A 12,033-nucleotide genomic window follows, 5' to 3' on the forward strand; every position below is an offset into this window, starting at 1 on the left:
TTAATTATGAGGTGAAATTGATGAGAAAAGTAATGTCGATATTATTGATAATAGCTGGACTATCGATCTTCTTGTATCCAGCTGCAAAGGATTATTACACCTCCTACAATCAGGAGAATATGATTGAAGAATGGGAAGGCGGCTATCAGGAAAATACGGTGGCTGCTGAGAGTCTTAGTGAACTTGAGGAAGTATTCAGTATAGAAACCCAGGCGGAGAGCGATGTGAGTGATATTACACAAGTTGAAAATCAAGAGTCTGAGGAAGGAACGGCATCTGGCACAGCAAAAATAAAACAGAAATCTCGGGCTGGCATGGTTGGTGTCATTGAAATTGACAAGATTGGCGTGAAGATTCCGATTTTGAATGGTGCATCGGATGCAAACTTGGAGAAAGGCGCTGGTCTCCTGGAAGGAACGCCAGCCCCCGGCATGCCTGGCAACAGTGCAATTGCTGCCCATCGAAACAGATCCTATGGAAGCATGTTCAACCGGCTCGATGAAATAGGCGTAGGAGATACCGTGACGGTCAAAGATCAAAATAATACTTACCAATATGAAGTGTACGAAACGCTTGTGGTGGAACCACATGAAACCTCCGTACTCAATGGCAGCCAGGATGAAAAGGTTCTTACTCTCATTACGTGTACGCCTATTGATACGGCAACACACAGGCTGATTGTCAAAGCGAAAATCAAGCCATAATAGATTCTGTGTTTTTACCATCCATGAGAGGGTATGGGATTAAGAGAAATGATAAATTCTAGGAGGAGAAGATGGAATTTAACAGTGTTCTGCTGGCATTTGTGTTCATTGCAGTCTTGCTGGCTGCCGGAATGCTCCTGCGGATGACGATTCCTTTTTTCCAAAAGTATTTTATCCCTACTTCCCTTATTGCAGGTCTAATTGGATTGTTAATGAGTAAGGAAGCATTGGGGAAGCTAGGGTCAATCATTCCTGGAGCAGGATTTCTTGAAAATGGCGTATACCCCGAAAAAGTGTACGATGCGATGCTTTCGATTCCTGAAGTCGCGATCACCATTATTTTCGCCTCGCTTTTTTTAGGTAAAAAAATTCCCGGGATCAAAAAGATATGGAAGATTGCCGGTCCACAAGTTGCCTATGGACAAACCGTATCATGGGGCCAGTATGTGGTCGGAATCCTTCTGGCGATTTTTATTTTGAAGCCAGTTTTCGGTCTTCCTCCCATGGCAGGCGGCCTGATTGAAATCGGATTTGAAGGCGGGCCAGGTACAGCTGCCGGTATGAGAGGGACATTCGAGGCACTCGATTTTTCTGAAGGAGCCAGTATTGCCCTAGGCCTGGCAACAGTCGGGATCCTGACTGGTGTGATTACCGGCATTATCATTGTCAATTGGGGCATCAAAAAAGGTATGGCGAAGGAAGCGAAAAAAGCTTCCGAGCTTTCTGGCCAAGAGCAAAAAGGCCTGTATCCTGAGGATGAAGAACGGTCGGCTGGAGAATTATCAACAAGATCGGAATCAATTGAATCGCTGACGGTCAACTTCCTTTTCATTTTTGTGGCAGTCGGCGCAGGGATGCTTTTATTAAAAGGGCTTTTGTTACTGGAAAATACAACTTGGGGTCCGGCTTACGATATCGAAATCATCAAGCATGTCCCATTGTTTCCTATGGCCTTGCTAGGAGGAGTGGCAACCCAGCTGCTATATGACCGGTTTATTCCCTTCAAGCTGATTGATAAGAAAATGCTCAGTCGAATTGAGGGCTTTTCCCTTGATATTTTAATCGTTGCATCCATCACTACTCTATCCATTTCAGCGATCAGTGAACATCTTCTGCCTTTCCTAATCCTTGCCGGTGCGGGAATCGCGTTTAATCTTGCCGCTTTTTTCTTCCTGGCCAAAAGGGTGATGCCAGAATATTGGCTTGAAAGAGGGATTCTTCAATATGGGCAGTCGATGGGTATGACAACAACAGGCCTGCTCTTACTGCAGATTGTTGATCCGGAAAAAGAAACACCTGCTCTCGAGGGTTTCGGCTATAAACAAATCCTGTTTGAGCCCATTGTCGGTGGCGGCCTGTTCACCGCCGCTTCCATGCCTCTGATTGCACAATTCGGCCCGGTTCCGGTTTTAATTGGGACAGGAATCCTGTTTGCAGGATGGCTGGCAATCGGTATTTTTCACTTTGGAAAAAAGAACAATAAGCGTGCCCAATCGTGATGAAAAAAACTTTTTACAAAGTTTACTTAAAATTTCACAATTGGGCACGCTTACATCTGAGAGTGTTTCTTGATTATTGGGTTTCATTTCGATAAAGTGATAGAGAATATAAAATAATGGAGGATCAGACATGACACATGTTCGTTTTGATTACTCAAAGGCGCTTAGCTTTTTTGGTGAACACGAAGTTACATACTTAAGGGATTTTGTAAAAGTAGCCCATCATTCATTACATGAAAAGACTGGTGCAGGCAGCGACTTTTTAGGCTGGATCGATCTGCCTGTAGACTATGATAAAGAAGAATTCGCACGCATCCAGAAGTCAGCAGAAAAGATTAAGAGTGATTCTGATGTCTTGCTCGTTGTAGGGATTGGCGGATCTTATCTTGGTGCACGTGCTGCGCTGGAATTTTTACAGCACAGCTTCTATAACGCTCTTTCAAAAGAAAAACGCAAGACACCGCAGGTTATTTTTATCGGCAACAACATCAGCTCAACTTATATGACAGATGTGATGGATCTTTTGGAAGGTAAAGATTTCTCCATCAATGTCATTTCAAAATCTGGAACAACGACGGAGCCTGCGATCGCATTCCGTATTTTCCGTAAGCTGCTTGAAGAAAAGTATGGAGCAGAAGAAGCACGCAAGCGCATTTATGCGACAACGGATAAAGCCCGCGGTGCATTGAAAACTCTTGCTGACGAAGAAGGCTATGAATCATTCGTGATTCCTGATGATGTCGGCGGACGTTATTCCGTCTTGACTGCAGTAGGCTTGCTGCCAATCGCTGTCAGCGGATCAGACATCGAAGCGATGATGAAGGGCGCCGCACAGGCGAGAGAAGACTTCGGCAAGTCAGAGCTTGAAGAAAATCCTGCCTACCAATACGCTGCAGTCCGTAATGCGCTTTACAATAAAGGCAAGACAATCGAAATGCTGATCAACTATGAGCCATCCCTTCAGTACTTCTCTGAATGGTGGAAGCAGCTGTTCGGCGAAAGTGAAGGGAAAGACCAGAAGGGAATCTATCCTTCTTCAGCAAACTTCTCTACTGACCTTCACTCACTTGGTCAATATGTACAGGAAGGCCGTCGTGACTTGTTCGAGACGATCATCAAGGTGGAAAAGCCTCGCCATGAGCTGACAATTGAAGAAGCTGCAAGTGATCTTGACGGCTTGAACTACCTTGCTGGCAAGACAGTTGATTTTGTGAACAATAAAGCGTTTGAAGGAACGATGCTGGCTCACACTGATGGAGGCGTACCGAACCTTGTTCTCACGATTCCAAAGTTGGATGAGTATACATTCGGATACCTTGTATACTTCTTCGAAAAAGCTTGCGCAATGAGCGGTTACCTGCTCGGCGTAAATCCATTCGACCAGCCAGGCGTTGAGGCATACAAAGTGAACATGTTCGCATTGCTTGGAAAACCAGGCTTCGAAGAAAAGAAAGCAGAACTGGAAAAGAGACTTAAATAAAGCTGAAAAGGAGCACCCGATATAAACGGGTGCTCCTTTTGTGTGAATTTATTTTTTGAAACTGGAAAAAATCGTATGAAATTTCCAGTTCGCCAATAAAAATAAATTTCCGCCAATAAAGTTGTGAAAACCGCCAATAAAAATAAACTTTCACCATTATCTGTGAATCCATCATCCTTCATCACCTGCCTAAAGGCATACTCCCGCCAAATCCAATCGTTCATAACTCATTAAAAGAGGCCTTTTGGTTAAAACTAAGCAAAAACCATTGGAAAGGCGGACAATTCATTGATTGAATTACAATCTGAGCTTGAAGGCAAACATTTTGATCTTTTTAAACTGGAACAGCTGCTTAAACCGTTAGGATATTCCATCGGGGGAAACTGGGATTATGATCATGGCGCCTTCGACTATAAAATTGATGACGAAGTTGGTTACCAATTTCTTAGGATTCCCTTCAAAGCGATTGATGGCCAGCTTGACTCCAAGGGCTGTACCGTGCAATTGCAGCGTCCATTTCTGCTTTCGCATAAGTACCAGCGTGGATTGGATGATCATGCTTATATCTGGAATGGCAGAGCAGCCTTCAATCAGTTTCAGGAGCCTGTGGACAAGGATGCTAGCTTTCCGGATAAGTTTATTGAAGTCGGAAAGGCGCTTGTCCGCGAAGTGGAATCATCGCTATTGAATCATTAATTTGTAATGGCGAGCAGTAAGTCTCCTGGTTCGATATAAACAATATCGTTAGGGTTGACGATGACGTCAGCCCCTTTTTTAATGCCCAATAAAATAATGTGTTGCGAGAGCAGTGTTGTACTGGCTTCCTTAAAACTCTTGCCAATAGTGTTATCGGCTGCCTTTATATAAGAAAGGTGTTTGCCGTTTAACTCCTCCAGAAAATCAAGGAGAGAGTTAACATGGCCTTCAGTGAAAATACTGTTCAATATAACTGCGCTAGTCAGTGTATTTGTCTGAATAAGCTCATCGGCTCCGGCTCTTCGGGCATTGTTTGCCTGTTCGCTTGTCAAAATCTCCGCAATACAATATATATCCGGGTTAAGACCTTTGATTGCCAGCAAAGCAAGGACCGTATTCATATCCGCATGTAATTCATCAAGAGCTTGGTCCGAAGTGATAATCACCTTTTCTGCTTTATGTATATTTGCCTTTAATAAAGTATCATCACTGTTTGCCCTCCCGCGAATAAACTGGACGTGATTGTATTTAAGCGGATTGGTTTTTAATGAATCATCAATAAGAATAATCGGCTGTTTTGTTTCTGAAATCGAACTGATGATCGACCTGGATCGTTCGTTCCAGCCTATTATAATGACATGTCCATTACCTTTATAGCCTGCTTTTCCTTCGGCATATTCGTTTTGCTTTGTAACCGCTGCAGCAGAAAGGCTGATGAAATAAGATGATAAAAATCCGGTACCTACAAATAAGAGTGCCATTGCAGTAATTCTCCCAGCAACAGTAAGAGGAACATAATCACCATAGCCAACAGTTGACGCAGTTATAATTGCCCACCAGATGCCGTCAAAAATCGTTGGGAAGTTTTTAGGCTCGATCAAGTGGATAATCGTGCCAAAGAGACATATCATTCCAACTGCTATAAAAAAGATTCTTAATATGATTGGAAGTCTGATAAACCGAAGGTACAAATGTGTTGCCATTGAAATCCTCCTGCTGGTTGAATTAAAAACATATCATACATACTATTCCCCTTAATTTTAACTATAAAAACAAGGAATGGAATTTTGCGAATTATTTTCGATTATTCTAACTTTCAACGAGTTAACATATAATTTTGAATTTATTGTTAAATAATATGTGATCTGCCCGGCCAATTCAACATTATCTTTCATACGCTATACTAAAAGGAGGGATAATCAATGTCGTTTAGCAATACTAACTTGTTTGTATTCTTGGCCGCTATCCTGGCTGGATGGGTACTGTTCAGATTTGCTCCGGCATCACTTGCTGCACTTTTAGGCTTGCCATTCTTAAAATTAGTCGGGGTTGTTGTAATCATCATCTTTGCACTGGTGATTATTTATATCGGCCTGAGGATTTTGCTGAGGGGCGGCTGGCGCTGCTGACGTTCCTGCAAAAAAGAACCTGTCTTAATGGCAGGTTCTTTTTCATGTTCATAGAAAAATAGAGATAAACTTGTACATCCTTCAATATATTTTTAAAAGGCTGTTTTCGTAAAGGTTGTTGTTAAAATCCTAAATCCGATTTTAACGTAATGTAAGCCATTTTGCAGGTCGTTATTAAGTTTTCATGCTCTTTTCTCACAAAAGAGTCAACTTTGCGAAGAAATATAGGTCATTCAATCATATTTTGTAATCAATAGCAACAAAGTTTGAGAAAAGAGCCTTTTAAAAAGAGGAACAAACTGAATGGGAGTTGGTGAAATGCATGATGTAATGATGAATGCTCTGGACTGGCTGTCGAGCCTTGGCTATCTTGGGATTGCTCTTGGTTTGATGCTTGAGGTCATCCCGAGTGAAATCGTCCTTGGGTATGGGGGGTATATGATTTCCGAAGGGACCATTGGTTTTACCGGGGCGGTGGTTGCCGGAACCATCGGCGGGACGGTCGCGCAGCTGTTCCTCTACTGGCTTGGATACTTTGGCGGGCGCCCCATGCTGGAGAAATACGGGAAATACTTATTGATCAACAAGCATCATCTGGAAATATCGGAAAAATGGTTCAGCCAATATGGGTCGGGTGTCATTTTCTCGGCGAGGTTCATCCCGGTCGTGCGGCATGCGATTTCAATACCTGCGGGAATCGCAGGTATGTCAGCCATCAAGTTCACGCTCTATACTATTGCCGCAATGATTCCATGGACAATATTTTTCCTTTATCTAGGAGTCGTTCTTGGTGAAAATTGGTCTGGAATCAAGGACATTGCCAAGCCATTCCTCATCCCTGTCAGCATCATTGCGTTAGGGGGAGGAGCAGTATACATACTGGCAGCACGAAAGCAGAAGAACCTTTAACCAGCTCAGGAAATTTCCTGAGTTTTTTTCATGCTTAAAACTCATAAAACATAGCAGATTAGTAAAAGTTAAGATAAGGGAAAAATATTCCGGACGGCAGGGAGAAGGTTCGCTATGTTAAAGGAAATGCTCAGGCTGATTACAAAACAGCAGAGGACTGCGGCTTCCGCCGTCGATAAACTAGAGGGAGAGCAAACATCTCTTAAGGAAAAGGGATTCAGCAAGAATCTCCAGGAAAACGTATCAATATTAAAGCAACTCTACAGCATTCCTGATAATAAAGATATTAAATTGCGTGAATTATACATTGGCGGGTTTAATAAGCAGGCCGCATTATTGTTCATCAGTACAATTACAGATGTTAAGAGTATAGAAGAAAATATCCTTAAGCCATTAACGGAAAATACTGCTTCGGATAAAAAGGTGAAGGATATAGTTGCAATCCAAATGGTAAAGGAAATTTCCTTATACAAGGATGCAGTCAAGGATATTAACAAAGGAAATGCGCTTCTCATACTAGATGGAGAACCGAAGGCTTATATTATGGACTGTCCTGACTTTCAAAGCAGGGCGATTGAAAAGCCTGAAAGTGAAATTCTCATCAAGGGACCAAAGGAAGCGTTCAATGAAAAGGCTGTAGTGAACATTTCTTTACTCAGGAAAAAAATCAGGAACGAAAACCTTATCGTTGAATCAGTGGAAGTCTCCCAGCGGTCTCATAATGATGTTTATGTCCTCTATATTCGCGGCCTCGCTAATGAGAAATTGATCGAAAATATCAAGGAAAGACTTGGCAGCCTGGATGTGAATTCGATTCAGAACCTTTCGCTGCTCGAGGAATACATTGAGGAGCGGAATTATTCTTTATTTCCAAGCATTCTTGCGACAGAGAGGCCAGACAGGGCAGCTTCTTTTTTAGAAGATGGCTATATCGTTTTATTAATGGATAATTCGCCCGACAGCCTTGTTCTCCCTGCGACATTTTGGTCTTTTTTTCACAGTCCTGAGGATCATTATCTAAGGTTTTTTTATGGAAACTTCACGAGGGCGTTAAGAATGACTGCCCTTTTCATCACTATTTTCACATCTGCGATTTATGTATCAATCACTACTTTTCATGCTGAAATGATTCCGCCGGATTTACTGCTGGCGATTGCTGCGTCCCGGGAGAAAGTTCCTTTTCCTGCGGTGATTGAGATTCTGATCATGGAGCTCGCTTTTGAATTGATCAGGGAAGCAGGGCTGCGTGTCCCAAGTCCGATAGGGCCGACCATCGGTATTGTTGGGGCCTTAATCCTTGGACAGGCTGCCGTAGAAGCGAATATTATAAGCCCGATTGTTATCATTGTTGTCGCACTCGGAGGATTAAGTTCGTTTGCGGTCAGTGATTTAAGTTTGAATTTTGCTGTAAGGCTTACTCGCTTCCTGTTTGTTCTGAGCGCAGCGGTGATGGGTATTTATGGCATGACTGCAATGTTTGTTGGCGGCATGTTCTATATGGTTTCAATCAAATCATTCGGCGTCCCGTATTTAGCGCCAATGTCACCAAATTACAAGTCTTCGAAGGATACGATTTTCCGCAGGCTGACAAAAAATGAAGTGTTAAGGCCTGGCTTCTTAAAAACGACAGATTTACAAAAAAAGACTACTGGAGATTAGGCGATGAGACAGGACAAGGGGAAAATTGGCATAAAAGAATATTTCGCGCTTATTTCTCTTACGATTGGAGCCAAGTTAAGTGACGACACCCCTGCGATCATTTATGAAAATGCAAAGAATGCTGGCTGGTTGGCTACACTACTGATCGGTCTTTTGTCCTTATTTCCTATCATTTTTCTAATAAAAGTATATTCAGCACACAGAGGGAAAAATCTGCATGAAATCCTCCTGCATCTTTTCGGCAGATTTTTTGGAACCTTCATTTCTGTTTGCCTTTTAATCGGCGGGACAACTGCAGTCATTGCTGACTCAGGTACTTACGTGGACATTATTGGCTCGATGTATTTTACAAAAACGCCAGCTATCATCCTTTATATCATCTTGATGGTTATTTGCGCTTATGGAGCAAAGAGGGGAATAGAACAGATTGGGTCAGTTTCATGGCTCTTGCTTCCATACATCAAGATCACTTTGTTCATTGCACTGGTTTTTACTTTTAAGAAAGGTACATTAGGGTACCTTTTCCCTTTTTGGGGTGAAGGGCCTCTTGAAGTTGCGAAAGCATCTGTTAAAAACGTTTCGATTTTTGTCGATTTTCTATACCTTGGGTTAATTATGCCACTCATCTCATCATATAAGGACATGAAAAAAGGAACGTTAATAGGGTTGGGATTTTTAACGGTGGAGCTGAGTCTCGCACTTGTGGCGTTTGTAGTTTTATTTGATTACACCACTGCTGAAATGCTGAACTACCCTTTTCATGAAACAATCCGATTTATTCAAATTGGATTCTTAGCAAATGTTGAAACATTCTTTTTCCCCTTTTGGCTGGTCGCAACATTTATCCGTTTTTCATTTTATTTATATTTAATCGCAACATTGCTGGGAGGAATTTTGAAGATTAAGGAGTTTGAGTATCTGATTCCTTTGATCGCGACAATAATATTGCTAATAGGATTATCACCGGATGCACCACCCATCACTCTCTATACTATAAGGGAAAAAATCCTTGTATTATTAAGTCCTGCCTTCATGATTCTTCCGCCATTGATGTGGGTCGTGGCAAAAATTCGGGGGGATTTTAAGAATGAAAATTCATTCTATAATAATTAAATTGATTATCCTGATAGCAGTCACTTTGAGTCTGTCAGGATGCTGGGATCATAAGGAACTGGACGATAAAGCATATGTAATTGGCATAGGGCTTGATAAGCATAAAGCGGAGGGAAAGGTTAAAGTTACATACCTGATTGCAAATCCTGAGGTGGGTTCACAGCAGACTGCAGGCGGAGCGAATGAGCCGCCGCAGGAGATAGTGACGATTGGTGCGGATGATTTTATATCATCGCGGAATACAGCAAATACTGTAGTGGCGAAGGAAATTTCCTATGACCTTCTGCAGGTTATTATCGTTTCAGAGGAATTAGCCAGAGACCCGGATTTTATCAGGGTGATTTACAGTGCAACCAAGGACCGGGAAATTAAGCGAAGTACACAATTCATGGTTACCAGGGAGGATGCAGCTGATTTTATAAAAAATAATAAACCAAGAATTGAAACCAGACCCCATAAGTTTTTGGAACTAATGATAGAACGGGGCCAGGAAACAGGAATGATTCCCGAAGCGGACCTGAATAGTTTTTTCCGAGTCACAGAGAGCGATGCGGATTTATATCTGGCGATTTATGCTACCACTAAAAAAGTAGAGAAAGAGGAAATTCAAACGACAGATGATGACTTGCTGGCCGGGGAGATTAAAGTGGAGGGCACGACTACCAATGCCCAGTTTATAGGCTCAGCAGTATTCAAGGAAGGAAAGATGATTGGCAAAATAACAGGGGAAGAGACGAGGATATCAAGTCTGTTAGACAACACCTTGGAGACTGAGGATATCCTGACTGCCATTAAAGATCCGTTTGATGAAAGATATAAGTTGTCCCTCAGGATCTCACAAAAAAGAGGCAATAAATATAAGCTGATCCGGGGAAACGGGCGGCCGACCATTGAAATTGATGTACCATTATTTATCGAGGTATACAGTGATCCAAGCATGATCAATTACGCAAAGAACCGAGAAAAGGTTAAAATACTTAAAAAATCTCTTACTGCTGCGATAGAAAAAAATTTTACGGAGTTTATTGCATATGGCCAGGAAGAGTTTAAAGGGGATACCTTCGATTTATCGATCCCGATGAGGAAGGAGTTTGCCACTCTTCGGGAGTTCCGGGAATTTGATTGGATGCATACTTATCCTGAGGCAGAAGTGAAGGTAAATGTATCCATTCGATTTGGAGAATTTGGACGCCAGACGAAACTGCCTAAGTTAAAAGAGGTGAGAGATTAATGGTAGTAATTATGTGGATGGCCATTGTTTTAATCATCATCTATTATTTTTTATTTGGAGTAACGCTCTGGCGGCAAAACAATAAAATCGGATCGGTTGTCGTCATTATGTTGGCATTAGCATGTATCGCACTGCACTACATTTCCTATCAATGAATGTACGGGCCCAGCGATAATTCTGGGCTCTTTTCCAACTACAAATTTTCTAATTTTGCAAACACTATGATAATATATAAATAATTACGTATAAATGGGGTGTAGGGATGAGCCTGGTTGGGTATAACTTCGGAGAAATTCTTAGGTCTTCTAGAGTTTTTAAAGGATTGACTGAGGCACAGTTGGCTGAGGGTATATGTTCTGAAGTGGATATCATTCAATTTGAAAAAGAAGAGAAATATCCAACAATCGATCAATTATTCAAGATGGCATCAAAGCTTGAAGTAGAGCTTAACCATTTTTTCGATATTGCTTCCACTGATACATACAATTACGCAATCGCTGTCACGGAATTAATCAAAAAGTATAAAAGAGAGCGGGATTATGCCGCTATTCATGAAATCATTAAGAAGGAGCAGGATAATCCGCTGTTCAAACATACATCCTTCAATCAATTTTTGGTGTGGCACCAGGGGATTTGCACCTATTATCTTGAAGGGGATCGACAGAAATCAATCAGCCTGCTTGACCAGGCATTGGACATGACCCATGAGGAACAGGCTGGAATGTCTGAACGCGAAATTGAGATTTTGACCAGTATGGCCATCATTGAAAAAGATAGCGGGAACCTGGACAAGGCTGTCGAACTTTTTCAGAATGCGCTGAACGAGCTGACAGGGCTGCCTCAGGTACTGGATTCAAGGATTTGGCTAAGGATTCTCTACGGCCTTGCCCAGGCACTGTCAAAGCTTGAGAGATATGAAGAATCCCTTATCTACTGCAGCAAAGGAATCGACAATTGTATATATGAAGAAAATATGTATTTATTTGGAGAACTTTATTACCAAACAGGCATGAATTATATAAAATTGGGTAAAGAAAACAAAGGTAAGGAACATCTGGAAAAAGCGATCATGATTTTCAAGCTGCAGCAGAATGAGAAGTTTGCCAGCTTAGTAACGAATGAAATGGGAAAATTATTGAAATATTGCTGATTGGTTTTATGAACGATCGACCCAGGCAGAGGAGGTTTAAAATGAAGAGAACATTGATGATAACCCTTTTTGCGGTATTGTTTGCTGGTGTTTTCGGTTTGGATTCTGCGGACAGAAGCCTGGCTGATTTGCCGTCACAGCACTCGCAAGACGGCACAACCGTAGCTGACCTGCCGTCACAGC

General features: G+C 42.0%; 12 protein-coding genes. 11 read left to right on the forward strand and 1 reads right to left on the reverse strand.

Annotation, left to right across the window (positions count from 1 at the left end):
• The first annotated feature begins 20 nt into the window (after positions 1 to 20).
• The 4 genes from J7E35_RS01305 (at position 21) to J7E35_RS01320 (ending at position 4,379) form a co-directional block, all read left to right on the forward strand.
• Entirely contained in the window at positions 21 to 704 is a 684-nt protein-coding gene (locus J7E35_RS01305) for a class D sortase (RefSeq protein ID WP_214776418.1), read from the forward strand.
• Between the two features lie 71 nt (positions 705 to 775).
• On the forward strand, positions 776 to 2,203 hold the full coding sequence (locus J7E35_RS01310; protein WP_214776419.1) for a sodium/glutamate symporter: 1,428 nt from the start codon (positions 776 to 778) through the stop codon (positions 2,201 to 2,203).
• A gap of 130 nt (positions 2,204 to 2,333) precedes the next feature.
• Positions 2,334 to 3,683 (forward strand): glucose-6-phosphate isomerase, encoded by a 1,350-nt coding sequence (locus tag J7E35_RS01315; RefSeq protein WP_214776420.1) that lies wholly within the window; start codon positions 2,334 to 2,336, stop codon positions 3,681 to 3,683.
• A 288-nt stretch (positions 3,684 to 3,971) separates the two neighbouring features.
• Positions 3,972 to 4,379 carry a YugN-like family protein gene (locus J7E35_RS01320; RefSeq protein ID WP_214776421.1) on the forward strand — a complete coding sequence of 136 codons (408 nt, stop codon included), beginning with the start codon at positions 3,972 to 3,974 and terminating at the stop codon, positions 4,377 to 4,379.
• Here J7E35_RS01320 and J7E35_RS01325 read toward each other — a convergent pair.
• On the reverse strand, positions 4,376 to 5,362 hold the full coding sequence (locus J7E35_RS01325; RefSeq protein ID WP_214776422.1) for a potassium channel family protein: 987 nt from the start codon (positions 5,360 to 5,362) through the stop codon (positions 4,376 to 4,378). The genes J7E35_RS01320 and J7E35_RS01325 overlap by 4 nt on opposite strands.
• 219 nt (positions 5,363 to 5,581) lie before the next feature.
• On the opposite strand from J7E35_RS01325, the gene J7E35_RS01330 reads away from it, so the two are divergent.
• The 7 genes from J7E35_RS01330 (at position 5,582) to J7E35_RS01360 (ending at position 11,850) form a co-directional block, all read left to right on the forward strand.
• A complete protein-coding gene (locus J7E35_RS01330) occupies positions 5,582 to 5,788 on the forward strand; it encodes a hypothetical protein (RefSeq protein ID WP_214776423.1) in 207 nt (68 codons plus the stop codon).
• A 318-nt stretch (positions 5,789 to 6,106) separates the two neighbouring features.
• Positions 6,107 to 6,697, forward strand: coding sequence for an undecaprenyl phosphate transporter UptA (gene uptA, locus J7E35_RS01335; RefSeq protein ID WP_214776424.1), 591 nt, complete (start codon positions 6,107 to 6,109; stop codon positions 6,695 to 6,697).
• 114 nt (positions 6,698 to 6,811) lie between these two features.
• Positions 6,812 to 8,356: a spore germination protein gene (locus J7E35_RS01340; protein WP_251040703.1), complete on the forward strand. Its 1,545-nt coding sequence runs from the start codon at positions 6,812 to 6,814 to the stop codon at positions 8,354 to 8,356.
• 3 nt (positions 8,357 to 8,359) lie between these two features.
• On the forward strand, positions 8,360 to 9,469 hold the full coding sequence (locus tag J7E35_RS01345) for a GerAB/ArcD/ProY family transporter (protein ID WP_214776425.1): 1,110 nt from the start codon (positions 8,360 to 8,362) through the stop codon (positions 9,467 to 9,469).
• A complete protein-coding gene (locus J7E35_RS01350; protein ID WP_214776426.1) occupies positions 9,444 to 10,700 on the forward strand; it encodes a Ger(x)C family spore germination protein in 1,257 nt (418 codons plus the stop codon). Before J7E35_RS01345 ends, J7E35_RS01350 begins: the two co-directional genes overlap by 26 nt.
• The gene (locus tag J7E35_RS01355; protein WP_214776427.1) at positions 10,700 to 10,855 is read left to right on the forward strand and encodes a hypothetical protein; all 156 of its coding nucleotides are present in this window, start codon (positions 10,700 to 10,702) and stop codon (positions 10,853 to 10,855) included. The genes J7E35_RS01350 and J7E35_RS01355 overlap by 1 nt, the downstream gene beginning before the upstream one ends.
• A gap of 107 nt (positions 10,856 to 10,962) precedes the next feature.
• Complete coding sequence (locus tag J7E35_RS01360) at positions 10,963 to 11,850, forward strand: helix-turn-helix domain-containing protein (RefSeq protein WP_214776428.1); 888 nt, start codon at positions 10,963 to 10,965, stop codon at positions 11,848 to 11,850.
• The last annotated feature ends 183 nt before the right edge of the window (positions 11,851 to 12,033 follow it).

The sequence above is a fragment of the Bacillus sp. ISL-45 genome, from assembly GCF_018613195.1.
GTDB lineage: Bacteria > Bacillota > Bacilli > Bacillales > Cytobacillaceae > Mesobacillus.